Below are 24,917 nucleotides of genomic sequence, written 5' to 3'. Positions count from 1 at the left end.
ATGTTGAATGGAATACCGCTATCGCGAGCAGGCTCACTCCTACAGGGTTTTGTGTCAGTCAGTCAGTCAGGCCGAGGATGTCGCGTGCCACGGCTTCGGCAATGCGAATCCCGTCAACACCTGCCGACAGAATCCCACCCGCATAACCCGCGCCTTCACCGGCCGGGAACAAGCCCTTCACGTTCATGCTCTGCAGCGTTTCGTTACGAGTGATGCGCAGCGGTGACGAAGTACGCGTCTCGATCCCGGTCAGCACTGCATCGTGCAGCGAATACCCGCGAATCTGCTTCTCGAACGCTGGCAACGCTTCGCGAATCGCCTCAATGGCAAAGTCCGGCAAGGCCAGGGCCAGATCGCCCAGGGCCACGCCCGGTTTGTACGACGGCTCGACTTCACCCAGCTCGGTCGAAGGAATGTCGTTGATAAAGTCGCCAACCAGTTGCGCCGGTGCTTTGTAATCGCTGCCACCGAGAATGAACGCGTGGGATTCCAGGCGTTCCTGCAACTCGATCCCTGCCAGCGGGCCACCCGGATAATCGACTTCCGGGGTGATGCCGACGACGATGCCGGAGTTGGCGTTGCGCTCGTTACGCGAGTACTGGCTCATGCCGTTGGTGACCACGCGGTTCGGCTCGGACGTCGCCGCGACCACGGTGCCGCCCGGGCACATGCAGAAGCTGTAGACCGAACGGCCGTTCTTGGCGTGGTGCACCAGTTTGTAGTCGGCGGCCCCCAGTTTCGGGTGCCCGGCGTACTTGCCCAGGCGCGCACGGTCGATCAGCGATTGCGGGTGTTCGATGCGGAAACCCACCGAAAACGGCTTGGCTTCCATGAACACGCCACGGCTGTGGAGCATGCGGAAAGTGTCGCGGGCGCTGTGGCCGAGGGCCAGAACCACGTGTTTCGAATGCAGGGTTTCGCCGCTGGCCAGTTGTACGCCGACCAGTTGGCCGTCTTCGATCAGCACGTCGGTGACGCGTTCCTGGAAGCGCACTTCACCGCCAAGTTCGCGGATCTGCTCGCGCATGTTTTCAACCATACCGGTCAGACGGAATGTACCGATGTGCGGCTTGCTGACGTAGAGGATTTCTTCCGGCGCGCCAGCCTTGACGAACTCGTGCAGGACTTTGCGGCCGAGGAACTTCGGGTCCTTGATCTGGCTGTACAGCTTGCCGTCGGAGAACGTGCCCGCGCCGCCTTCGCCGAACTGCACGTTGGACTCGGGGTTGAGCACGCTTTTACGCCACAGGCCCCAAGTGTCTTTGGTGCGCTGGCGGACTTCGGTGCCGCGTTCGAGGACGATCGGCTTGAAGCCCATTTGCGCCAGCAGCAGGCCAGCGAAGATGCCGCACGGGCCGAAACCGACAACGATCGGGCGCTGGCTCAGGTCGCTCGGCGCTTCGCCGACGAATTTGTAGCTGACATCCGGCGCCATGTTGACGTTACGGTCGTCGGCGAACTTGCCCAACACCTTGGCCTCGTCGCGCACTTCGAGGTCGACGGTGTAGATGAAGCACAGTTCGGAGGACTTTTTGCGCGCATCGTAGCTGCGCTTGAACAAGGTGAAATCGAGCAGATCATCGCTGGCGATGCCCAGACGTTGCACGATGGCAACGCGCAGGTCTTCTTCGGGATGGTCGATTGGCAGCTTGAGTTCAGTGATTCGTAACATGGCGAGGATCCGGGTTCGCGGGGCGCACAACTGCGCCAGGGCGTTTGAAGGCCGCGATTATAAGCCGCAAAGGCCGGATCCGGTGAGGCTAAAACGCTCAGTCGTTGCGCGATCCGCCGAAATACCCGCAACCGCGTTGCACCTGACCGTCGATGCGCAACTCGGCGCTCATGTGTTGCACGCTGCCGGTGCTGCTGTCGACGCAGCGCTGCGGCGCGACCCACAACTCGATGCGCTGGTTATTGGCTTCGCTGCTCAGATTGAAGCGGCCGTCGCCCAATTGATCTTCAATATACGGCACGGCAAGTGGCGGCTGACCTGCGCGGTCGATGACCATGCCTTTGCCGCTGACTTTGACATTCCATTCCGGACCGTGACCGGCGGCGCGCAGGATCAGCAGTTTGAAATTCGGATCATCACAGGCAGTGCCGGAACGCTCGACGCGATACAGCTGCGTCAGGTCGAGTCGATCACCGGCGACTTTGCCGCGGACGTCGGCAAACAGTTTGCCTTGCTCGTCGGCGAGGGTTGCAGCCTCTTGCAGAATGCTGGTGCCACCAATGTCATTGACGACGAGTTGGCGCTGATCCTGGCATGGCTGGAACACCAGTTTGCCGTCAGCGGCGGTCAGTTGACCCTGCATCCGTGCCTGCCCGACGTGCGAGGCACTTTCTCGCTGGCCATCGAGCAACTGGCAAGCGGCAAACAACGGCAGCAGGGCAACAAGGACTAACGAACGGGCAACACGCATCTTCGGCTCTCCAGACAAGTGCCGCCACGTTACGCAGCCTGACCGTTCATCACAAGGGTTTAGCCCACGTGAAATGTCTGACCTGTCTGCAGGCCTTCGACACTTTTCGCGTAGGCCAATGCCACATCTGCCGCAGGAACCGGCTTGTAACCACGGAAATACGGAGCGTAGCTGCCCATGGCTTCGAGCAGTACGGTCGGGCTGATCGAGTTCACTCGCAGGCCACGCGGCAATTCAATGGCCGCTGCGCGTACAAAACTGTCCAGCGCACCATTGACCAACGCTGCCGATGCGCCGCTGCGGATCGGATCGTGGCTGAGCACGCCGGTGGTGAAGGTGAATGACGCGCCGTCGTTGGCGAACTCGCGGCCAATCAGCAGCAGATTGACCTGGCCCATCAGTTTGTCTTTGAGGCCGAGAGCGAAGCTGTCTTCCGTCATCTCACCCAGCGGTGCGAAGGTGACGTTGCCGGCGGCGCACACCAGTGCGTCGAACTTGCCGGTTTTTTCGAACAGCTGGCGGATCGATGCGCTGTCGCTGATATCCACCTGAAAGTCACCGCTGTTGCGGCCGATGCGGATGACTTCGTGGCGTTGCGAGAGTTCTTTGTCCACCGCCGAACCAATGGTGCCGCCAGCGCCTACCAACAGAATCTTCATCGAGCTGTACCTCAAGTGATTGAACGAGGTTTCAGTCTAGAGTGGTTTTTTCTGTGGATAAGCGCGCTAATAGGCAACCTTTGGTTTTCAAATGGAAACAATCCATGAGCGAAATGGATGATCTGGCGGCGTTCGCGGTGCTGATCGAAGCGGGCAGTTTTACCTTGGCGGCGCAGCAATTGGGCTGTAGCAAAGGGCAGTTGTCCAAGCGCATCAGCCAGCTCGAAGCGCGGTTTTCTGTGGTGTTGCTGCAACGCACCACTCGACGCTTGAGCCTGACCGCTGCCGGCGCAGCATTGTTACCACAAGCGCAGGCGCTGGTCGTCCAGGTGGAAAGGGCGCGTCAGGCCTTGGCGCGGTTGAAGGACGATATGGCCGGCCCGGTGCGCATGACGGTGCCGGTTTCGTTGGGGGAAACCTTCTTCGATGGTTTGTTGCTGGAGTTCTCGCATCAATACCCTGAGGTGCAGATTGAGCTGGAGCTGAACAACAATTACCGCGATCTGTCACGGGACGGCTTTGATCTGGCGATCCGCAGTGAGGTGGCCAATGACGAACGGCTGGTGGCCAAGCCGTTGTTGGCCTGGCAGGAAATGACCTGCGCCAGCCCGGCGTATCTCGAGCGTTTCGGTGAACCGCTGACGCCACAGGCTCTGGCCGAGCATCGCTGCTTGCTCAACAGCCACTACAGCGGACGTGAGGAATGGCTGTATCACCAGCAGCATGAATTGTTACGGGTGCGAGTATCAGGACCGTTTGCCAGCAACCATTACAACTTGCTGAAGAAAGCCGCACTCAGTGGCGCCGGGATTGCGCGGTTGCCTTCCTACTTGCTGCAGGCGGAATTGGCTGACGGCCGATTGCGCTGGCTCCTGCGTGACTTTCAGACCCGACGTATGCCGATGTACCTGGTGCATCCGTATCAGGGCGGATTACCAAAACGCACGCAAGTGCTCGCGGATTATCTGATCGGTTGGTTCAAGCGCAGCGGCGAGGCGCTGGATCGACTTCAGCACTGATCATATGAACATAAACCCCATGTAGGAGCTGCCGAAGGCTGCGATTTTTTGATTTTTTTTTTTCAAAGCAAGATCAAAAGATCGCAGCCTTCGGCAGCGCCTACAGGTCGGCGTTCAGTTGGCGAAGTGGCGGGCGATCAGATGATCAATCGACAACTTGCCCGGCCCCGTCGCCATCAAATACAGCAACACCGCCGCCCAGGTGCCGTGAGTCGGATAGGCATCGGGATACACAAACAGTTGAATGGTCAGGGTCATGCCCAACAACGCCAGCGCCGAAAACCGCGTAGCGAAGCCAATCAGAATCAGCATCGGAAAGAAGTGCTCGGCGAACGCCGCCATGTGTGCGGCAATCTCTGGGGACAGCAGCGGTACGTGGTATTCGCTCTTGAACAACGGAATCGTCGAGTCGGCGAGACGTGGCCAGCCGAGTTGAAAGCTGCCGTCGATCAGATCGATGGCCAGGCCTTCAACCTTGGTTTGCCCTGATTTCCAGAACACCGCGGCAATCGAGAAACGTGCAATGAACGCGATCAGGCTGTGGGGGATTTTTTCCAGCAGCGCGATGGCGCGGGTGATGAGCGTTTTCATGGCAGTTCCTTGTTATTCAATTGGGTAATGGCGTTGCGCGCGATCAGCAAGCCGAGGGTTTGCGCGAGGTCGAACTCAGGGCTGTTTTCAGCCGCTGCCAGCAGTGGCTGGCCCTCGATCAGGTTGCGGATAAACCTGCTGGCGCCGGGGTCGAGGGCAAACACTTCGACGTCCAGGCCGTTGCGCAACACCAGCGCGTGTTGCCTTTGGTTGATGTCGATCCCCTCCAGCGTCGAGTCGTGTTGATGTGCGCCCCAGATCGCGACTACGGCATAGGCTGAGTCGAGCAGGTGAAGGGAGGGATGAAGGTTGAGGCGCAGCTCACTCAGCGTTTGCGCATCAGCCAGTGCTGCCGTGATCTGTTCCGCGCGCACGGGCAGGGCGTCGGCCGCGTGGTAGGCGAGGGTGCGCAAGTGCTCAAGACGCGCCACGTCTGCCAGATAAGGCACGCCGCCGGCCGGTTCAAACGCTGCAATGAAGTCCGCAAATGTTTCTCCGTAGCGACTCATCAACGGACTCTGCGGCGGCAGCTGTTGTACGAAAACGGCCGCCATGGCGTGGAAGAATTCATCGCCGACCAATTGCGCAACCACCGGGCAACTGTCGCTCAACGCATTGATCAGCGAAGCCTGTACGTTGTTGCGATACACCGCGAAACGGCTCGCCGGATCAGCACCGTTGGCGCTGCACAGGCCTTCGGGGCAGGGTAACCGGGTGTCGATCAGCGCGGCAGCGAAAGCGCGTTGAGTACTCATGTGCGTGCTCCAGCATCCAGCAAAAGTGCATCAGCTTGCTGAGCTTCCGCCAGCAGCACCGCAAACGCCGGCACTTGATTGTCGCGCTCGATCAACGTCGCCACCGGACCGATGCGTTGCAGCACTTGCCGGTACAAACCCCAGACGGCTTGATCGATCGGCGCGCCGTGATCGTCGATCAGCAAGCGATCGCCAAGGCTGTCGCTATCTTCGGCGAACCCGGCCAGATGAATTTCACCCACCGTGTGTAATGGCAGCGCATCGAGATACGCCAGTGGATCACGCTGATGGTTCACGCAGGAAACGTAGACATTGTTGACGTCCAGCAACAGTCCACAGCCGCTGCGGTGTACGACCTCGGCGATGAAGTCAGGCTCATCGATGGTCGAACGCTGAAAGGCCAGATAGGTCGCTGGATTCTCCAGCAACATGGGACGTTTGAGTGTGTTCTGCACCTGATCAATATGCTCGCAAACGCGGTTCAGCGTCGGCGTGTCATAGGCCAGTGGCAGCAGGTCATTGAGAAACACCGGGCCGTGGCTCGACCAGGCCAGATGCTCAGAAAAGGCTTGCGGTTGATAGCGCCGCATCAGTTCGGCAAGGCGCTTGAGATGCTGTTTATCCAGCGGCCCTTCAGCACCGATGGACAAGCCAACACCGTGCAGCGACAGCGGATACTGCTCGCGGATCAAACCGAGAAAATGATGAAACGGACCGCCGGCCACCATGTAGTTTTCGGCGTGGACTTCGAAGAAACCGATGTCCGGTTGTGAGCCGAGCACTTCACGAAAGTGCCCGGTCTTGAGTCCCAGCCCGGCACGGGACGGGAGCCCGGTGCGGGCTGCCTGAGTGCCGGAGGGAACATGGTCGTTGATTGTGAGCATGATCGTCACTCAGGCAGACCAACGATCAGGACTTGGCTTTGAAGGCTTCCATCTGACCGAAACCGGTCGGCGAAGTCTTGCTCTCGGTGGTGGCGCAGGTGCCCTTTGGAACGAGTTTCCAGGCATTGGCCTGATAGTCCATTTTCGACGTGCCGGCACAGGTAGTGCCTGCACCGGCGGCGCAATCGTTATGACCTTTCATGGCCACGCCGAAGCATTTTTCCATGTCGGCGTCAGCGGCGTGGACGGTCGATACAGCAGCCATGCTCAGGGCAGAACCGAGGGCCAGAACCAGGGCGGTGGCGGACAGGGTGCGAGTGGTAGCAGTCATGATGTTTCTCCAGTCTTGGTCAGGGTTTTTACAAGCGCGTTTGCGCTTGCTTGTCCCTCTAGAGAAACGAGGTGGCGTTGCGTTACAGCCCGCTCATAATCTTTTTTGAAAAACGCAAAACCCTGTAGGAGTGAGCCTGCTCGCGATGGCGTCATGTCAGATACTGGCGATGTTGAATGACACGACGCCATCGCGAGCAGGCTCACTCCTACAAGGGATTTTTGGAGAATCTGAAAATTGTGCAGGCACAAAAAAACGGCCCGAAGGCCGTTTTTTTGTTGGGTGAAATGCATCAACCGCCGAGGTACGCCTCGCGTACTTTCGGGTCGGTCAGCAGCGCTTCACCGGTGCCTTGCATGACCACGCGACCGTTCTCCAGAACGTAGGCGCGGTCAGCGATTTTCAGCGCCTGGTTGGCGTTCTGCTCGACCAGGAACACCGTCACACCATCCTTGCGCAGCATTTCGATGATGTCGAAAATCTGCTGGATGATGATCGGTGCCAGGCCCAGCGACGGCTCGTCGAGCAGCAGCAGTTTCGGCTTGCTCATTAACGCACGGCCGATGGCGAGCATCTGCTGTTCGCCGCCGGACATGGTGCCGCCGCGCTGGTTGAAGCGTTCTTTCAGGCGCGGGAACAGGCCGAGAACCTTGTCCATTTGCTCCTGATAGTCGCCCTTGTCGGTGAAGAAGCCGCCCATGGACAGGTTTTCTTCAACGGTCAGACGGGCGAACACCCGACGACCTTCCGGCACCACGGCAATGCTCTTGCGCATGATCTGCGACGAGTCCTGGCCGACCAGTTCCTCACCCATGTAGCGGATGCTGCCGCTGTGCGCCTGCGGCGAACCGCAGAGCGTCATCAGCAGCGTGGACTTGCCGGCACCGTTGGCGCCGATCAGGGTCACGATCTCGCCCTGACGGACTTCGACGTTGACGTTGTGCAGGGCCTGGATCTTGCCGTAGAAGGTGGAAACGTTTTCGAACTGCAGCATTTACGCTTCCCCCAGGTAGGCTTTGATCACTTCAGGATTGTCGCGGATCTGTTCCGGCGTGCCGTCAGCCAGAGGCGTGCCCTGGTTGATCACGACGATGTGGTCGGAAATGCTCATGACCAGTTTCATGTCGTGTTCGATCAACAGCACGGTGACGTTGTGCTCTTCACGCAGCACGCTTATCAGCGCCTTGAGGTCTTCGGTTTCTTTCGGGTTCAGACCAGCGGCCGGTTCGTCGAGCATGAGGATCCGTGGACGGGTCATCATGCAGCGAGCGATCTCCAGACGCCGTTGCTGACCGTAGGCCAAGGTGCCGGCGGTACGGTTGGCGAACTCTTTGAGGTTGACCTTTTCCAGCCAGTACTCGGCAAACTCCATGGCCTCGCGCTCGCTTTTGCGGAACGCCGGGGTCTTGAACAGGCCGGACAGGAAGTTGGTGTTGAGGTGACGGTGTTGGGCGATCAACAGGTTCTCGACCGCCGTCATGTCCTTGAACAAGCGCACGTTCTGGAAGGTACGCACCACGCCTTTGAGGGCGATCTTGTGGCCCGGCAGGCCTTGAATCGGCTCACCGTCGAGCAGGATGCTGCCGCCGGTGGGCTGATAGAAACCGGTCAGGCAGTTGAACACGGTGGTCTTGCCCGCGCCGTTCGGCCCGATCAATGCAACCACCTGTTTCTCTTTGACGGTCAGGGCCACACCGTTGACCGCGAGCAATCCGCCGAAGCGCATGCTCAGGTTTTCGACTTTAAGGATCTCGCGGCTCATTTTCGCAACTCCATGTGTGGGCGTTGCATCGGCAGCAGACCTTGTGGACGCCAGATCATCATCAACACCATCAGGGCACCGAACATCAACATGCGGTACTCGCTGAACTCACGCATCATTTCCGGCAACAGGATCATCACCACGGCCGCCAGGATCACGCCCAACTGCGAGCCCATGCCACCCAACACAACGATGGCGAGGATGATCGCCGACTCGATGAAGGTGAACGACTCCGGCGTCACCAGACCCTGACGCGCAGCGAAGAAGCTACCGGCGAAACCGGCGAATGCAGCGCCGAGAGTGAACGCGGAGAGCTTGATGATCGTTGGATTCAGACCCAGTGCACGGCAAGCGATTTCATCTTCACGCAGCGCTTCCCACGCACGACCGATCGGCATGCGCAGCAGACGGTTGATGACGAACAGCGCCGCCAGCGCCAGCAACAGCGCAACCAGGTAGAGGAAAATCACCTTGTTGATCGAGTTGTATTGCAGGCCGAAATACTCGTGGAAGGTTTGCATGCCTTCCGCAGCCTTGCGTTCAAAGGTCAGACCGAAGAACGTCGGTTTCTCGATGTTGCTGATGCCGTTCGGGCCACCGGTGATGTCGGTCAGGTTACGCAGGAACAGACGGATGATCTCACCGAAGCCGAGGGTCACGATCGCCAGATAGTCACCGCGCAGACGCAACACCGGGAAGCCCAGCAGGAAGCCGAACGTCGCCGCCATCAGGCCGGCAATCGGCAGGCAGATCCAGAAGCTCAGGCCGTAGTAGTGCGACAGCAATGCGTAGCTGTAAGCACCCACGGCGTAAAAGCCGACGTAACCGAGGTCGAGCAGACCGGCCAGACCGACGACGATGTTCAGACCGAGGCCGAGCATCACGTAGATCAGGATCAGCGTCGCGATATCCACCGCGCCACGCGAGCCGAAGAACGGCCACACCAGCGCCACCAGGATCAGCGCAATGATGAAATAGCGCTGGGTGGTTGGCAGGGTGAGGAAGTTGCTCGCCTTGGCCGGAATCAGCGGCAGGCCCGGCGACGCACGCCAGGCTTTGCTGATCTGCTGGTTGAACAGCACGCGCAGGAACATCAGCACCGAACAGATGGCGATGGTCGCCAGCACGGTCGGGCTGGTGTTGTGCACTTCCAGGTTGATGCCGACGATGGTCAGTTTCAAACCGAGTACCGGGTAGGCCACGGCCCACACCAGCAAGGCACTGAACAGTGCCTGTTTAAGATTCCTAGTCATACTTTCTCAACCTCCGGACGGCCCAGAATGCCGGTCGGACGGAACAACAGCACCAGAACCAACAAGCCGAAAGCCACGACATCCTTGTACTGGTCGCCGAAGATATCGGCACCAAAGGCTTCTGCCACCCCAAGCACCAGCCCGCCGAGCATGGCGCCGGGGATGCTGCCGATACCGCCAAGTACCGCAGCGGTGAAGGCTTTGAGGCCGACGAGGAAACCGGCGTTCGGGTTGATCACCCCGTATTGCATGCTCAGCAGCACAGCCGCAACGGCTGCCAGCGCGGCACCAATGACGAAGGTCAGGGCGATGATGTTGTTGGTGTTGATGCCGAGCAGGTTGGCCATCTTGATGTCTTCGGCGCAGGCGCGGCAGGCGCGACCCAAGCGAGAGCGGGAGATGAACAGCGTCAGGCCGAGCATGGCGATCAGGGTCACCACGAACACCACGATTTGCATGTAGGAAATCAGCACTTCTTGTGCGCCACCTGGGCCGAAGGCAATGTTGCCCGGAATCAGGTTGGGGATAGCTTTGTCCTTGGAGTCTTGCGCCAGCAGAACCGTGTTCTGCAGGAAGATCGACATACCGATCGCGGAAATCAGCGGAATCAGACGGTTGCTGCCGCGCAGGGGGCGGTAGGCGATCCGTTCGATGCTGTAACCGTAGGAACTGGTGACGACGATACTGGCGATGAACGCCGCCGTCATCAACAGCGGGACACTGTCGAGTCCCATCATGGTCAACCCGGCGATGGCGATGAACGCCACGTAAGAGCCGATCATGTACACCTCGCCGTGGGCGAAGTTGATCATTCCAATGATGCCGTAAACCATCGTGTAGCCGATGGCGATCAAGGCATACATGCTGCCAACGTTCAGGCCGTTAACCAGCTGTTGGAAGAAGTGATAGATGTCAGGCATTACAGCGCTCCTAAAAACCTGATACGCATTTCACTGGTGGAGTCATTTTCCCGCCCGGCCCCGTGGATCTTTATCCACTTCGAATCCGGGTTTTGCCAGCGAACCGCTGATGACGGTTTTGAGATTTTCAGGTGGGGAGACTGGCGGATCACGCCAGCGCGGCCCAATACATTCGTAAAACAAAGCCCACGGCACGCCGTGGGCTTTATTGGCAGTCAGTCAGGCAGCGCCTTACTGAGGCGAAACTTCAGTTTTAGGTTTGCCGTTGTGCCACTCGTAAACCACGAATTTGAAGTCTTTCAGGTCGCCCTTGGCGTCGAAGCTCAGGTCGCCAGTCGGGGTCTTGAAGGTACCGGCGTGAATGGCTTCAGCCACTTTGGTCGCGTCTTCGGACTTGGCTGCCTTGATGCCTTCGGCAATCACTTCAACCGCCGAGTAGGACGGGAACACGAACGGACCGCTTGGATCTTCTTTCTTCGCTTTGAAGGCATCGGCCAGGGCGATGTTGGCTGGATCCTGGTCGAAGGATTTCGGCAGGGTCACCAGCAGGCCTTCGGACGCGTCCTTGGCGATCTGAGTGATCGAGTCGTTACCCACGCCTTCCGGACCCATGAACTTGGCTTTCAGGCCCTTTTCCTGTGCTTGACGCAGGATCAGACCCAGCTCCGGGTGGTAGCCGCCGTAGTAGACGAAATCGACGTTGGCTTGCTTGAGTTTGGCGATGATCGCCGAGAAGTCTTTGTCGCCGGCGTTGACGCCTTCGAACACGGCAACTTTGGTGCCTTTCTTCTCGAGGGTCGATTTCACCGCGGTGGCGATGCCTTCACCGTACTGTTGCTTGTCGTGCAGGACGCCGACAATTTTCGGTTTCACGTGGTCGGCAATGTAGTTACCGGCGGCAGGGCCCTGGGCGCTGTCCAGACCGATGGTGCGGAAGACCATTTTGTAACCACGGGCGGTGATGTCCGGGCTGGTGGCAGCCGGGGTGATCATGATCACGCCTTCGTCTTCGTAGATGTCCGAAGCCGGTTGAGTGGAGCTGGAGCACAGGTGACCGACGACGAACTTGACGCCGTCGTTGACGACCTTGTTCGCAACCGCTACCGCTTGTTTTGGATCGCAGGCATCGTCGTATTCAACGGCTTCAAGTTTCTTGCCGTCGACGCCGCCCTTGGCGTTGATTTGCTCGATGGCCATTTTCGCGCCACTGAACTGCATGTCGCCGTACTGGGCTACTGGACCGGTTTTAGGACCGGCGATACCGATTTTGATGGTGTCAGCTGCGAACGAATGGCTGGCAACCCCGGCCAGAACCATAGCGGCAAACAGTTTGGAAATCTGCTTAGTAGCCTTAGTCATAGTGCTCCACTCTTACTGTTGTAATTTTTTTGAGTTCTGGCGCCGTAGCAGCAGAACCGGGTCAGATATCTTTGCGATACCCTCCGGAAATGCCCCCGGCAACTGTACCGGTACAGTGTAGAGCGCCGGTTGTCAGCCTGGGAAGCGGGCGCCGAGGGGCAAAACTTGGGGGTGTCGCATTTTTGAATGAAAAAGACAGAATTGCGGCGGGGCGTTCGTGGGCATATAGCCCAATCAGCAGCATTCCCTGGCGTTCCTGCTCTTTTCGTTCGGTACAGCCATTTGCAACCGGGTTTTGCTGACGGACCACCGACGTTATTATTCGCGTCGATTTCTTTTCCGGACAGCTCCCATGAATCAAGAACCTAGCACCCTCTATGCCAAGCTGCTTGGTGAAACCGCATCTATTACCTGGAAAGAGTTGGAGCCGTTCTTCGCCAAGGGTGCCCTATTGTGGGTCGACTCTGCGCTCGATTTGATCGCCGCTGCCGAGGCCGTGGCGTCGGATGAAGGCGAGAAAGTGGCTGCCTGGCTGGCCGCAGACAAAGTCGCCAAGCTGTCTGAATCGCGGGCGCTGGATCTTTTCGAACGTGATCCACAGCTGTGGGCAGTGGTGGTTTCGCCGTGGATTCTGATCCAGGAAAGGGCGGTCGCTGCTGACGTCGCACCTTGATGGTGCGACCAGCCGTCAGCGGAAAGTGTGTAGCGGAGTAGCGTGATGGCACGTTGCCGTGAAGAATCGCCACAAGCGCGGGTGACCTCACGGTGACGTAAACGTAACGGGAACAGTTTAGTAAGCAGCCTAACGGCTGCTTAATTGTTTCTGGATATTGGAAAGGCTGAAATCTTCAGTGAATTTCAGGGCCTCTTCGCTGGCAAGCCAGCTCCCACAGGTTTTGTGGTTTACACAATAATTGTGTTCACCCGGACCCTGTGGGAGCTGGCTTGCCAGCGATGGCGGCGACTCGGCCTTCGATCAGACCGTAAACGACTTGCCGGTATGGTTATTCAGCGAAATAACCTTGGTCTTGCCAATCCGGTGACGGTAGATCTCGCGCAGGTACTTGATCGACTTCTTCACGCAATCACGCGACAGGCGAATGTCATTGATCGAGACAAACTTCTCTTTGTCGTTGATCAGCTCGCGGTACTTCTTCTCGTACATCGGTTTGATCGCGTACCAGTTGGTGTCGAGGATCTTCGCCGGGTTCTCGAATTCGTTGAGCAGGTCGTCGATGCGATCTTCGTCGAATTCTTCGTTGATGATGAAATCAAGAATCGAGTTGTCGAGGGTCTCGTCGAAGCGGTACGGGTTCTTCGCGAAGCAACGCTTGATAAACGCGACGATCAGGGTCAGGAAGTCGTCCGACAGGCACGGGCTCTTCGCAATCAACGTGGTCAGCGACAGGTTGGCCGAGGCGCCGATTACCAGTGCGTAACGCTTGAGCGTGGTGTTGGGGAACAGGCTGTTGAGATGCGTCTTCAACCGGTTCAGGTCCATGTACGACAGCTTGTAGTCTTTCGGCAGCGAAACGATCGAGACCACCGACGAGCAGTTCTTGAAGAAGTGCAGGTCGTGCAGGGCCGCGGCGTCGTAGCCGGAGTTCTTGTACTGCTCCAGCGAAGCGCGATAACGCTTGGACTCGATCGGCAGCAGACTGATGCCTTCGATGGCCTGAGTCACTTTGTTGAAATGCGGCAGATCGATCGAGCGGAAGAACAGGTCATCGATGTTCAGACGCTGCGGCTCTTTATCGAACACCTTGAATTTGTCGCTGCTCGGCGGCGGGGTTTCCGGTACCACCGATTCTGCGTAGGCAATCGCCACCGGGCCTGCCAGACTCATGAACAGGTCGTTGGCGTCGAGGCGAATGGTTTCGCCAATGTCGATGCCGGCGCGGCGGAAGTAGTTCTGGTCGTAGTCAGTGGTGACTGCCTGCGCCGTGAGAATGTTGAAGATCTGCTGCGAGATGTACTGGTTGGCGTGCTTTTCCATCGCATTGACATCAATATTCTGGATGTTGCCATCATCGCTTTCTTCGGCGTAACGCATGATGTCGTTGGAGATCAGCATCATTGCGTTCCATGGGCGGATACGGCCCATGACGCTGGCTTCGCTACTGTCTTCATTGGCGAAGTTGTAGGAGAAATCCCATTCTTCCGAAAGGTATTTGCACAGCAGGCGCCCGGCGTTGATGTGCAGCGCCTCGGACATTTCGCTGCGGTGATCGGATATGTTCGGCAGCACGCAGATGCCGCTGGTGAAGATCGGCTCGAACACGAACGAATGACCGCTCTTGCCGTCATGTTCGTCCATCGGCTTGGTGTCGAACGTCTTGTTCATGTACGAGTGCTGCTGGGCCAGACCGAACTCCGAAGCCATGCCGGAACCGGTACCGCCGCCGGCACTGAAGATCGAGAAATACAGGCGCGACTGGTTGGCCTTGATGCCGCAGCTGTCGATCAGGTACGAGTGGATCATTTTCCAGTCAGGGCTGGAGAAACGCTGGGTGTCCTTGTTGAGGATGATCTTCGCCAGGTACTGGCCGAGGATCGGCGCGTTACCGGCGCCACCGGCGTGGACTTCGGACAAGTCCATGATCTTCATTTTGCTGTAGTCGCGCAGGAAGCCGCTTTTCTCGCCCTTGCGCGAGAAACGGATGCGCCCGGCGATGTCCTTGTCGAGGTCGCCGAGCATTACCAGCGGTTCGACCAGAAACACCGGTTTGGTCGATTTGTTCGGGCCGATGCGCAGGTTGTTCTTGATCCACTGCGCCGGGCTGTAACCCTTGTCGGCCAGTCGGCGATCCGCCGCGCGGTCTTCGTTATTGAATTCGTTGAGGTAGAACTTGCGCGCGTTGTACACCAGCTCCGCGACATCAAGGGCGATGTTCGAGCCGCAGCGACCGAGGCCGATCAGGCACACCGAGGGGAATTCCTGGTCGTTGTGCTGTTCGTTGTCGCCTTCCAGGTGCGGTGGGCGCGGGAACACCAGATCACGCAGGCCGTCGAGGTTGTCGAGGATGCGGTCGGTATTGGTTTCGGTGAAGTACAGGTATTGCTGGGTTGACAGCGGGCGCGACGGGACCAATGGCTTCGACGATGACGGGCTGTTGGCGGCGGGGCTCAAAGTCAGATCGGATACCGCAGTGGCGGGATTATTTTTAGAAGTCATTGTGCGCCATATACCTGGACTGGTTGGCTCGCTGGCCAGTTGCCTGCGAACCTCACGGAATAAGATCTCGCGTCTTTTAATTGCGCGAATTGAGCCCGAGCGTCAGGGTTTTGGCCTGACTGTCGCTGGGGGGAATCCTTTCCTGATCGTTGATGAATCGGCCATTATTCGGCGATCTTTAATCGAAAAGAGGCAAAATGATGTCAACGCTACCTTCGTTGGGGTTCGCCGGAATCGGTCTGATGGGCCTGCCCATGTGCCGCCGTTTGTTGGCGGCGGGTTACCCGCTGACCGTGTGGAATCGCAACCCGGCCAAGTGCGCGCCACTGGTCGAGGCCGGTGCCCGGCAGGTGGCGACTGCCGCTGAATTGTGCGAACACGCCGACGTGGTGATGTTGTGTCTGGCCGATACGGCAGTGGTTCGCGAGGTGGTGTTTGGCGCGGGCGGTATCGCCGAAGGCGCGAAAAACGGCCAGTTGCTGGTGGACTTTTCCAGCCTTGAACCAACGGCCACTCGCGAGATGGCGGCGCAACTGCTGGCGAAAACCGGCATGGCCTGGCTGGATTCACCGGTGTCCGGCGGCGTGGTCGGTGCCGAGGCGGGCAGTTTGGCGATCATGGTCGGCGGCGATGCGGCAAATCTGGAGCGTGTGCGCCCGGTATTGCTCAACCTCGGTCAGCGCGTCACGCACATGGGCGGCATCGGCGCGGGGCAGGTGACCAAGGCCTGCAACCAGATGATCGTCGCCTGCAACGCACTGGTGATCGCCGAAGTGGTGGCGCTGGCGGAGCAGGCCGGGGTCGATGCGAGCCTGATCGCCGAGGCGCTGGCGGGTGGTTTTGCCGATTCGAAACCGTTGCAGATCCTCGCCCCGCAAATGGCCGAAAGCCGTTTCGAACCGATCAAATGGCACGTGCGCACCTTGCTCAAGGATCTTGATACGGCAGTGAAGTTTTCCCGCGAACAGGGTTCGGCGACGCCGATCAGCGGATTGGCCGCACAACTGATGCGCCTGCATGGGGCGCAAGGTTATTTGGCGCAGGATCCAGCGACACTGGTGCAAATGTACCGCGCGCCAGAATCAACGGATTGACCGCGTGTGAATGTTTGCGCTGATTGATTTCTTCCAGCACCGGGCGCAGCTCGTCCAGCGGCACCGGACGGCTGAGCAGGTAACCCTGAATGAAGTCGCAGCCTGAGCGTTCAAGGAATTCGTACTGTTCCAGGCTTTCCACGCCTTCGGTGACCACTTGCAAATGCAGGGTGTGCGCCATGACGATGATCGCCTGGACGATCTCCATGTCGGCGGTCGCCGTGGGAATATCGAGGATGAACGAGCGGTCGATCTTCAAGGTGTTGAGCGGCAGGCGCTTGAGGTAGGCCAGCGACGAGTAGCCGGTGCCGAAGTCGTCGATCGACAGCGATACACCCAGGGCACGAATCTGCCGCAGTAACACCAGGGTGTTGGCGATGTTGCCCATCAGCGCGTTTTCGGTGACTTCTAGTTCCAGCCGCTCCGGTGCCACCCCGGCGGTGCGCAAGGCACTTTCGATTTCGTTGGCCAACTCTTCCCGGGTGAGGTTGAGTGGCGAGCAGTTCCAGGCGATTTTCAGTTCTTCGCAGCCATGGCGCGACAGTTCACCCAGATCCTTGCACGCGCGGCGCAGCACCCAGTTGTCCAGTTCGGCGATCAAGCCGTTGTTTTCGGCAATCGAGATGAAACGATCCGGGGTCAGCAAGCCATGCAGCGGATGCTGCCAGCGAATCAGCGCTTCAAGCTTGGTGACGCGGCCGGTTTTCAGTTCGAAGATCGGTTGGTAATACAGCATCAAACCGTTTTCTTCGCGCAGGGCATGGCGCAGTTCTTCTTCCAGTTGCAGCTCGAAGCTGGCGCGGGTCTTGAGGTTGGAACTGAAAAAGTGCAGGCCGTTACGTCCTGCGCCCTTGGATTGATACAACGCCAGGTCGGCGTGCTTGAGCAGTTCTTCGCAGGTGGTGCCGTCCTCCGGAAACAGACTGATGCCGATGCTGGTGGTCATCACCATGCGGCGCCCGGCCAGCTCGATCGGCTCCTTCATCTTGAGCATGATGCGCTGGGCCATGTTGCGGGCCTCTTCGCGGTCATGCAGGTTGATGAGGATGCAGAACTCGTCGCCGCCAAAGCGCGCGACCACGTCTTCATGGCTGCGCACCGAACCTTTGATGTGATTGGCGATGACCTTGAGCAGCTCGTCACCAGCGTCATGGCCGAGGCTATCGTTGATCCGCTTGAAGTGGTCGATGTCGAGAAACATCACCGCGAGCATGCCGCCCTCGGTGGCTTTCTGGCAGAGTTTCTCGGCAAAGATCTGGTTGAACCCGCGGCGGTTGATCAGGTTGGTCAGGGCGTCGTAGTTGGCCGCTTGTTGCAGCGACATGCGCGCCTGATCGAGCTGGCTGAGCAGGGCGTTGACGCGGCGCAGATCCTCTTCTTTGTTCTGCAGTTTCTTGTCGGCCAGCGCCGCACTGATCGCGCTGCCAAGGATCAGCAGGATGATCAGCGCAACGGTCAGGCCCAGTTGCAGATGCCCGTTATCGCCGCCGCTCGCTGTCAGGCCTCCCTCGGGAAGAACCAGATCCAGCGCAGCCATGCCGGTGAAATGCATGCTGATGATGCCGGCGCCGAGAATCAGCGCAGCGCTGTACTTGAGCAACTGATGCGCGACGCCGCTGCCTTCGCTGAGATAGCGGGCCACCCACAGCGCTGCGAAACTGGCGCCGATGGCGATCGCCACAGACAGCGCGAACAGTCCTGGATGATAGTAGGCGGTGGCGCTCGACTTCATCGCCGCCATGCCAACGTAATGCATGCCGGCGATGCCCAGGCCGATGACAAACGCGGTTTTCAAGCAATGCAATGCGCTCGGCTGCGCTTCGCTAAGGGTTTGCATGGCCAGCCAAGAGGCGAGCAGGGCGATCAGCAACGAGAAAAGGGTGATGCCAAGGTCGTACTGAATGTCGATCGGTGTCTGGAAAGCCAGCATGCCGATGAAATGCATGGCCCAGATGCCGCCGGCCAGGCAGGTCGCGCCGATCCAGCGCCAGATCCGCCGCGACCCCGGATCTTCGGCATTTACAACGCGCTCAGCCATATCCAGAGTGGCGAAACTGGCTGCGCAGGCGACCAGATAAGCAACCATCACCAGGAAAGGGTTGTGACTGCAATCGAGGATGACCTGCCCGCTCTCCGGCAGCTCGGTAACAAACTGCAAACCAAGCCACTCCATAGCATGCCCCGTCTCTGAAGTCGTCCCGAGTGCGCGTTGAACGCATTTGAATGTCAGGAGTATAGAGGCCGATTTCGGGGTGCAAGCGGTAGTGGCACATTGGCGCTAATGATTTCGGCATTAGCGCCATAGCGATTGGCGCTAAAGGCTTACGCGATCTGTTCGAAAGGGATTTGCGCCCAGTCCGGCTGCAGCGGCGGCAAGCCGAAACGTGCACGGGCCTTGTCGCAGTCGACATTCTGTTCGCCGTTTTCCCATGAAGATTCGAATTCACGGCAGGGGCTGGAGCGCAGTTCATAAATCGAGCACTTCACCTCGCTGCCGACTTCACCGACCAGCGCCGTGCAACGTGGCGATTTGCAGTCGGTGCCGTTCATCGCCACCCGGCTTGGACTGATCTGTGTGACCAGTTCATCAGGCACCGTGCCGCCGGAAGATGAGCACTCACCCCAAAAGAAAGACACGCGAAAATGGGAACAGCAGGCACCGCAATTCAGACACGGACTGACTTCAGACATGGGCGAGGGTATCAAAGGGATTGATCGGGAGATCCGGACGGATCCGGCGGCCATTCTAGGCTTTGCCGCAGACTTGGGAAGGGGGGCGCGAAACTATTTTTTTGTGGCAAGGTTTTGCCGCAAAAGCCCCGGTTTTCGGGGGATTACAGACTTATCAAGGGCTTACGTTTCGTTACAGTGCCATGGGCCGATATCAGGCAGACGAATGATCACAGACAGCCTTTGCGTGGCTGACTAGATTGCAGGTTCCGGGCTCGGATGCGTTGGCAGTGAAGCCCTATAACAATAAAGAGACGGACCCATGCAGAACTCGACCCAAGCGGCGAATGCCTGGCGCATTCTGTTCCTGCTGTTCCTCGCCAACCTGTTCAACTTCTTCGACCGCACCATTCCAGCGATCATCATCGAGCCGATCCGCATGGAATGGCACCTCAGCGACTTCCAGTTGGGGATCGTCGGCACCGCATTCACCATTGTTTACGCCATCGCCGGCCTGCCGCTGGGGCGCATGGCCGATACCGGTTCGCGCAGCAAACTGATGGGCTGGGGCCTGGCGACGTGGAGTGCGCTGACGGCGGTCAACGGTCTGGTCGGTAGTTTCTGGAGTTTCCTGATCGTGCGCATGGGCATCGGCATTGGTGAGGCCAGTTATGCACCGGCGGCCAACTCGCTGATTGGCGATCTGTTTCCGGCTCATCGGCGGGCGCGGGCCATGGGCATTTTCATGTTGGGCTTGCCGCTGGGCCTGTTGCTGGCTTTCTTCACCATCGGCTGGATGGTCAAGGCGTTTGACAGCTGGCGTGCGCCGTTCTTTATTGCAGCGGTGCCGGGTCTGCTTCTGGCGATTTTCATGTTCTTTATCAAAGAGCCGAAGCGCGGCGCAGCGGAGACCGTGCAGGTTTCGCAAGAGAAAGTCGACAAGCCGATCCGGCGGATTCTGGCGGTGCCGACCTTTCTCTGGCTGGTGATGGCCGGGTTGTGCTTCAACTTCGCCACCTATGCCTGCAACTCGTTTCTGGTGCCGATGCTGCAACGCTATTTCCTCATGCCGTTGCAGGAAGCGGCGGTGGCGACCGGGATGATTGTCGGCGTGACCGGACTGGTCGGTTTGACCCTGGGCGGCTGGATTGCCGACAAGATTCACCAGCGCGTGGCCAATGGGCGGCTGCTGTTTGCCGCGTTCAGTCTGATTATCTCGACGCTGTGTACGGCGTGGGCGCTGCATTCGGGGCGTATCGAGATTGGTGTGTTTGTCGCGGTGTTCAGTGTTGGTTGGCTGTTTGCCTACAACTTTTACACATGTGTTTATACAGCGATTCAGGACGTGGTCGAACCGCGCCTGCGGGCCACGGCAATGGCGTTGTTCTTTGCCGGGTTGTATCTGCTCGGCGGTGGCTTGGGGCCGGTGGTGGTGGGGGGGTTGTCGGATCATTTTGCGCACACGGCGATGTTGGCGGCCGGTGCGGAGCAGATGACCGAGGCCTTTAAGGCAGTCGGCCTGCATGATGCGATGTACCTGATTCCGGTGGCGCTGTTTCTGACCATGGTGTTTCTGTTTCTGGCGGCGCGGTGTTTTGTGCGCGATGCGCAGCGGATGAAGGAGGGCTTGGTTGCTGTGGTTGAGCCTGAGGTTGCAGCGGCGACCGCATAGCCGTCATCGCTGGCAAGCCAGCTCCCACAGTGACCGAGTCGTACACATAATCTGTAAACGACCCGAAACCTGTGGGAGCTGGCTTGCCAGCGATGAGGCCATCAGCATCAGCTGAAAAATCACAGGCAACAAAAAAGGCCCGCATTGCTGCGGGCCTTCTTGTTTTCAGCGCTGGAGCAGGGCGGTTTAGCCCGCTACCAACACCCGAATCGCTTCCAGTCGCAACGCAGCCTTATCCAGCATCGCCAGACCTTGCTCACGCTGTTCACGCAGCGCCACCAGTTCGCTGTCGCGCACGGTCGGGTTGACCGCTTGCAACGCGGTCAGGCGCGCCAGTTCTTCGTCGGTGTCGGCCGCCAGACGGCGACGCGCCTCGGCCACGCGCTCGGCGTGACGCGGGGCGATCTTGTCTTCACCGGCGTTGATCCGTGGCGTCAGCTGATCGCGCTGGGCCTGGATGAACTTGTTGGCGCTGGCACGTGGCACGCTTTCCAGCTGATCGTTCAAGGTTTCGAACGAGACGCGCGCCGACAGGTCGTTGCCGTTGGCATCAAGCAGGCAGCGCAGGGCGGCCGGCGGCAGGTAACGGCCCAGTTGCAGCGAACGCGGCGCTACCACTTCGCTGACATAAAGCAGTTCGAGCAGCACGGTGCCTGGCTTCAACGCCTTGTTCTTGATCAGCGCGACGGCGGTGTTGCCCATCGAACCGGACAGCACCAGATCCATGCCGCCCTGCACCATCGGGTGTTCCCAGGTGATGAACTGCATGTCTTCGCGCGACAGCGCCTGGTTGCGGTCGTAGGTGATGGTCACGCCTTCGTCGTCGCCCAGCGGGAAGCTGGCGTCGAGCATCTTCTCGCTCGGCTTGAGGATCAGGGCGTTTTCCGAATGGTCTTCGCTGTCGATGCCGAACGCGTCGAACAGGGTTTCCATGTAGATCGGCAGGGCGAACTGATCGTCTTGCTCAAGGATGTCCTCGACCAGCGCTTCACCTTCGCCAGCGCCGCCGGAGTTGAGCTCCAGCAAACGGTCACGGCCGGTGTGCAACTCGGCTTCCAGACGCTCGCGCTCGCTGCGCGCTTCGTCGATCAGCGCTTGCCACTCGCTGTCGTCGGCTTCTTCGAGCAGCGGCAGCAGGCGCGGACCGAACTGATGCTGCAAGGCGTTGCCGGTCGGGCAGGTGTTGAGGAACGCGTTCAGCGCTTCGTGGTACCACTGGAACAGGCGCTCTTGCGGGCTGGTTTCCAGGTACGGCACGTGCAGTTCGATGATGTGTTTCTGGCCGATCCGGTCGAGACGACCGATACGCTGCTCGAGCAGGTCCGGGTGCGACGGCAGATCGAACAGCACCAGGTGGTGAGCGAACTGGAAGTTGCGACCTTCACTGCCGATTTCCGAGCAGATCAGCACTTGTGCGCCGAACTCTTCGTCGGCGAAGTAAGCGGCGGCGCGGTCACGCTCAAGGATGTTCATGCCTTCATGGAACACCGTGGCCGGGATGCCGGAACGCACGCGCAGGGCGTCTTCCAGGTCCATCGCGGTTTCGGCGTGGGCGCAGATCACCAGCACTTTGGTGCGCTTGAGCATTTTCAGCTGATCGATCAGCCACTCGACACGCGGGTCGAATTTCCACCAGCGCTCTTCTTCGCTGGCGTCCGGCTGCGCCTGGAAGCTGACTTCCGGGTACAGCTCAGCGTGTTCGCCCAGCGGCAGTTCGAGGTATTCGTCCGGGCACGGCAGCGGGTACGGGTGCAGTTTGCGCTCCGGGAAACCCTGCACGGCGGCGCGGGTATTACGGAACAGCACGCGACCGGTGCCGTGGCGATCGAGCAGTTCGCGCACGAGGCGGGCGCTGGCTTCGGTGTCGCCATCGTTGACCGCGGTCAGCAGGGCTTCGCCTTCGTTGCCGAGGAAGCCGTGAATGGTTTTGTGCGCTTCGGCCGAGAGTCGGCCCTTGTCGAGCAGTTCCTGCACGGCTTCGGCCACCGGGCGATAGTTGTCGCTCTCGGCGCGGAAGGCGGCCAGGTCGTGGAAACGGTTCGGGTCGAGCAGGCGCAGACGGGCGAAGTGGCTGTCCTGACCGAGTTGTTCCGGGGTGGCGGTGAGCAGCAGCACGCCCGGGATGACTTCGGCGAGTTGCTCGACCAGCGAGTATTCCGGGCTGGCCTTTTCTTCGTGCCAGACCAAGTGGTGCGCTTCGTCGACCACCAGCAGATCCCAACCGGCAGCAAACAGTGCGTCCTGAGCCTTCTCGTCATCGACCAGCCACTCCAGCGCGACCAGCGCCAGTTGCGTGTCTTCGAACGGGTTGGTGGCATCGCTTTCGATGAAGCGTTCTTCGTCGAACAGCGCGACCTGCAGGTTGAAGCGGCGGCGCATCTCCACCAGCCACTGGTGCTGGAGGTTTTCCGGGACGAGGATCAGCACGCGGTTGGCGCGGCCCGAGAGCAGTTGGCGATGGATCACCAGACCGGCTTCGATGGTTTTACCCAGACCCACTTCGTCCGCCAGCAAAACGCGCGGGGCGATACGGTCGGCGACTTCACGGGCGATGTGCAATTGGTGCGCGATTGGCTGCGCGCGAACGCCACCCAGGCCCCAGAGCGATGATTGCAACTGGCGGCTGGTGTGTTCGAGAGTGTTGTAACGCAGCGAGAACCACGCCAGCGGATCGATCTGGCCGGCGAACAGACGGTCGCTGGCCAGACGGAACTGGATGAAGTTCGACAGCTGGGTTTCCGGCAGGGTGACGGCTTCGTTCTGCCCGTTGAGACCGTGATAGACCATCAGGCCGTCGACATCGTCGACTTGCTGCACGGTCATCTTCCAGCCTTCGAAGTGGGTGATGCTGTCACCCGGCGAGAACCGCACGCGGGTCAGGGGCGCATTCCGTAGCGCGTACTGGCGGGTTTCGCCAGTGGCCGGGTAAAGCACGGTCAACAAGCGGCCGTCCTGTGCCAGAACGGTGCCTAAACCAAGCTCTGCTTCGCTGTCACTGATCCAGCGTTGCCCCGGTTGATACTGCTGCGCCATGCTGCCTGACTCCCACCTTGAAAAAGCGGGCTATCTTAACGGAATGAGGGCTTCAGGGCCAAAGATTACTGGCGTAGGAGCTGCCGCAGGCTGCGATCTTCTGATCTTTGAGAACCCTTGAGGTTTGAGCTGTCTGATAAAGATCGCAGCCTTCGGCAGCTCCTACACGTGCCAAGTGCGTCACAGATTTGCGACGGATGGCTCAAGGCGCCTTTGCCGCAGCCGATAGCCTGCTGACAGGAGACCCCATATATGTTGCCACCGATGCTCCCCCTGAGCGCTGTGCCGATCACTTCCCAGCAGGATCCGATCCGCCAGCGGCCGGACATTCCTCCGGTGGTGCCGGTGCAGGAAAGCTCCAACGAAAGCACGATCGATTTGCAAAAGCGCGATCCTGAAGAGGATCGACTGCTGGCGCGTGAGGAGCAGCGCCGTCAGCAAGAACGTGATCGCCGTCGTCGCGAAGCCGATGAAGATCCCGAAGAACATCTCGCTGTACCCGGCACCGAACTGAATGCCGACAACACCGTGCCCGTGGTGCCGCTGATGGAAGATCAGCCGCGTCAGGGCTTGTGGGTCGATATCGAGATCTGATCTTCGGCTGGTCAGCGCTGGTGTGACGTTGCATTATTGGCGCAGTCCTGCCGGTGATGTGGCAGTTGTGATTCTTTCAAGTGATTTACTGACGCCATGAGCCAAGACGACAAACTGATTGACCTCAGTACTGAACGCGCCAAGCGTGTGCACGACATTAAAGAAAAGCGCCTGAACGAAGTACGCCAGGCGTTCGAACAGGCGATGCCGTTGGGAAAAGCCAAGAAAAAGTCGAAAAACAAGCCGAAAAAGCGTTGATCTGCCCCTGCATCCGTTGATGCAGGTCATTTAATTTCCCTCCTTTATTCCCCTTCGTTGCTGGTATTGATCCCGGTCAATTTGTGCGCCTGTGTGTTTGGTAACTTAGTTCCATCGCAGCAGAGCAGAGGCCCAGGAGGCCAGTCATGTTTTTCGATAACGTGGTGTTTGCCGGGGTCCTGACTGTAGGGCTGATGGTTCTGTTTTTTGCAGGGTTTGGATTTTTTATCTGGAAGGATGCGAATAAGCGCAAGAAGTGATTCTTCTGGATTGATGAGCACGCAAGGCATTTTGGGGCGACTTCGGTTGCCCCTTTTTTTTTGTGTCTTGGCGGCCTTTGGGCCGACCATGCTTTGGGTGTGCTTTGTGAATATCCGTTGCTGCGGTAACGGCGGCTTAGGGTTCCGCCCTTACGGCGGGTCACCTTTTCCAAACGCCGAAAAGGTAACCCAAAAGGCTTGCTCC

At 59.1% G+C, this 24,917-nt stretch carries 23 protein-coding genes; 7 read left to right on the top strand and 16 right to left on the bottom strand.

Features of this window, described 5'->3' with window-relative positions; genetic code table 11:
- Positions 1–58: 58 nt before the first annotated feature.
- From ACM6JQ_RS20980 to ACM6JQ_RS20970, 3 genes are all read right to left on the bottom strand, one after another.
- Positions 59–1,672: an NAD(P)/FAD-dependent oxidoreductase gene (locus tag ACM6JQ_RS20980; protein WP_414894625.1), complete on the bottom strand. Its 1,614-nt coding sequence runs from the start codon at positions 1,670–1,672 to the stop codon at positions 59–61.
- Between the two features lie 97 nt (positions 1,673–1,769).
- Complete coding sequence (locus ACM6JQ_RS20975) at positions 1,770–2,423, bottom strand: COG3650 family protein (protein WP_414894624.1); 654 nt, start codon at positions 2,421–2,423, stop codon at positions 1,770–1,772.
- A 59-nt stretch (positions 2,424–2,482) separates the two neighbouring features.
- Positions 2,483–3,082, bottom strand: a complete 600-nt coding sequence (locus tag ACM6JQ_RS20970; RefSeq protein ID WP_414894623.1) for a short chain dehydrogenase — start codon at positions 3,080–3,082, stop codon at positions 2,483–2,485.
- A gap of 104 nt (positions 3,083–3,186) precedes the next feature.
- Between ACM6JQ_RS20970 and ACM6JQ_RS20965 the strand changes: the two genes are divergently transcribed.
- A complete protein-coding gene (locus ACM6JQ_RS20965) occupies positions 3,187–4,101 on the top strand; it encodes a LysR family transcriptional regulator (protein ID WP_414894622.1) in 915 nt (304 codons plus the stop codon).
- A 114-nt stretch (positions 4,102–4,215) separates the two neighbouring features.
- Here the strand turns inward: ACM6JQ_RS20965 and ACM6JQ_RS20960 are convergent, their stop codons facing one another.
- From ACM6JQ_RS20960 to ACM6JQ_RS20920, 9 genes are all read right to left on the bottom strand, one after another.
- On the bottom strand, positions 4,216–4,692 hold the full coding sequence (locus tag ACM6JQ_RS20960; protein ID WP_123374644.1) for a DoxX family protein: 477 nt from the start codon (positions 4,690–4,692) through the stop codon (positions 4,216–4,218).
- Positions 4,689–5,447: a DUF2063 domain-containing protein gene (locus tag ACM6JQ_RS20955; RefSeq protein WP_095113843.1), complete on the bottom strand. Its 759-nt coding sequence runs from the start codon at positions 5,445–5,447 to the stop codon at positions 4,689–4,691. Before ACM6JQ_RS20955 ends, ACM6JQ_RS20960 begins: the two co-directional genes overlap by 4 nt.
- A complete protein-coding gene (locus ACM6JQ_RS20950; RefSeq protein WP_095113842.1) occupies positions 5,444–6,331 on the bottom strand; it encodes a DUF692 domain-containing protein in 888 nt (295 codons plus the stop codon). Before ACM6JQ_RS20950 ends, ACM6JQ_RS20955 begins: the two co-directional genes overlap by 4 nt.
- A gap of 25 nt (positions 6,332–6,356) precedes the next feature.
- Complete coding sequence (locus ACM6JQ_RS20945) at positions 6,357–6,662, bottom strand: DUF2282 domain-containing protein (protein WP_007918537.1); 306 nt, start codon at positions 6,660–6,662, stop codon at positions 6,357–6,359.
- 292 nt (positions 6,663–6,954) lie between these two features.
- Entirely contained in the window at positions 6,955–7,656 is a 702-nt protein-coding gene (locus tag ACM6JQ_RS20940; RefSeq protein ID WP_007918536.1) for an ABC transporter ATP-binding protein, read from the bottom strand.
- On the bottom strand, positions 7,657–8,424 hold the full coding sequence (gene livG / locus ACM6JQ_RS20935) for a high-affinity branched-chain amino acid ABC transporter ATP-binding protein LivG (RefSeq protein ID WP_007918535.1): 768 nt from the start codon (positions 8,422–8,424) through the stop codon (positions 7,657–7,659).
- Complete coding sequence (locus ACM6JQ_RS20930; RefSeq protein WP_038358181.1) at positions 8,421–9,677, bottom strand: high-affinity branched-chain amino acid ABC transporter permease LivM; 1,257 nt, start codon at positions 9,675–9,677, stop codon at positions 8,421–8,423. The genes livG and ACM6JQ_RS20930 overlap by 4 nt, the downstream gene beginning before the upstream one ends.
- The gene (livH, locus tag ACM6JQ_RS20925; RefSeq protein ID WP_007918526.1) at positions 9,674–10,597 is read right to left on the bottom strand and encodes a high-affinity branched-chain amino acid ABC transporter permease LivH; all 924 of its coding nucleotides are present in this window, start codon (positions 10,595–10,597) and stop codon (positions 9,674–9,676) included. The genes ACM6JQ_RS20930 and livH overlap by 4 nt, the downstream gene beginning before the upstream one ends.
- Positions 10,598–10,828: 231 nt before the next feature.
- Positions 10,829–11,956 carry a branched-chain amino acid ABC transporter substrate-binding protein gene (locus tag ACM6JQ_RS20920; protein WP_007918518.1) on the bottom strand — a complete coding sequence of 376 codons (1,128 nt, stop codon included), beginning with the start codon at positions 11,954–11,956 and terminating at the stop codon, positions 10,829–10,831.
- A gap of 352 nt (positions 11,957–12,308) precedes the next feature.
- Between ACM6JQ_RS20920 and ACM6JQ_RS20915 the strand changes: the two genes are divergently transcribed.
- Positions 12,309–12,629, top strand: coding sequence for a DUF2288 domain-containing protein (locus ACM6JQ_RS20915; protein WP_414894621.1), 321 nt, complete (start codon positions 12,309–12,311; stop codon positions 12,627–12,629).
- Positions 12,630–12,932: 303 nt separating this feature from the next.
- On the opposite strand, the gene ACM6JQ_RS20910 is transcribed toward ACM6JQ_RS20915, so the two are convergent.
- Positions 12,933–15,131 (bottom strand): hypothetical protein, encoded by a 2,199-nt coding sequence (locus ACM6JQ_RS20910; protein WP_064119773.1) that lies wholly within the window; start codon positions 15,129–15,131, stop codon positions 12,933–12,935.
- A gap of 197 nt (positions 15,132–15,328) precedes the next feature.
- On the opposite strand from ACM6JQ_RS20910, the gene ACM6JQ_RS20905 reads away from it, so the two are divergent.
- Entirely contained in the window at positions 15,329–16,225 is an 897-nt protein-coding gene (locus ACM6JQ_RS20905; RefSeq protein WP_414894620.1) for an NAD(P)-dependent oxidoreductase, read from the top strand.
- Here ACM6JQ_RS20905 and ACM6JQ_RS20900 read toward each other — a convergent pair.
- Both ACM6JQ_RS20900 and ACM6JQ_RS20895 read right to left on the bottom strand, forming a co-directional pair.
- The gene (locus ACM6JQ_RS20900) at positions 16,116–18,398 is read right to left on the bottom strand and encodes a putative bifunctional diguanylate cyclase/phosphodiesterase (RefSeq protein WP_414894619.1); all 2,283 of its coding nucleotides are present in this window, start codon (positions 18,396–18,398) and stop codon (positions 16,116–16,118) included. The two genes, ACM6JQ_RS20905 and ACM6JQ_RS20900, sit on opposite strands and share 110 nt — an antisense overlap.
- Before the next feature lie 149 nt (positions 18,399–18,547).
- On the bottom strand, positions 18,548–18,916 hold the full coding sequence (locus tag ACM6JQ_RS20895; protein WP_007918504.1) for a YkgJ family cysteine cluster protein: 369 nt from the start codon (positions 18,914–18,916) through the stop codon (positions 18,548–18,550).
- 301 nt (positions 18,917–19,217) lie between these two features.
- Here ACM6JQ_RS20895 and ACM6JQ_RS20890 point away from each other — a divergent pair, with 301 nt between their 5' ends.
- Positions 19,218–20,567: a spinster family MFS transporter gene (locus ACM6JQ_RS20890; protein ID WP_095113839.1), complete on the top strand. Its 1,350-nt coding sequence runs from the start codon at positions 19,218–19,220 to the stop codon at positions 20,565–20,567.
- Positions 20,568–20,753: 186 nt separating this feature from the next.
- Here the strand turns inward: ACM6JQ_RS20890 and rapA are convergent, their stop codons facing one another.
- Entirely contained in the window at positions 20,754–23,600 is a 2,847-nt protein-coding gene (gene rapA, locus ACM6JQ_RS20885; protein WP_095113838.1) for an RNA polymerase-associated protein RapA, read from the bottom strand.
- 252 nt (positions 23,601–23,852) lie between these two features.
- Here rapA and ACM6JQ_RS20880 point away from each other — a divergent pair, with 252 nt between their 5' ends.
- The 3 genes from ACM6JQ_RS20880 (at position 23,853) to ccoM (ending at position 24,712) form a co-directional block, all read left to right on the top strand.
- Complete coding sequence (locus ACM6JQ_RS20880; RefSeq protein ID WP_003222394.1) at positions 23,853–24,194, top strand: hypothetical protein; 342 nt, start codon at positions 23,853–23,855, stop codon at positions 24,192–24,194.
- A 96-nt stretch (positions 24,195–24,290) separates the two neighbouring features.
- Positions 24,291–24,452, top strand: coding sequence for a hypothetical protein (locus tag ACM6JQ_RS20875; protein ID WP_007918490.1), 162 nt, complete (start codon positions 24,291–24,293; stop codon positions 24,450–24,452).
- Positions 24,453–24,598: 146 nt separating this feature from the next.
- Positions 24,599–24,712, top strand: a complete 114-nt coding sequence (gene ccoM / locus ACM6JQ_RS20870) for a cytochrome c oxidase subunit CcoM (protein ID WP_003222396.1) — start codon at positions 24,599–24,601, stop codon at positions 24,710–24,712.
- Positions 24,713–24,917: the final 205 nt, after the last annotated feature.

Source organism: Pseudomonas sp. IT-232MI5, assembly GCF_949767845.1.
GTDB lineage: Bacteria > Pseudomonadota > Gammaproteobacteria > Pseudomonadales > Pseudomonadaceae > Aquipseudomonas.
This window is presented reverse-complemented; position numbering and strand designations above follow the sequence as displayed.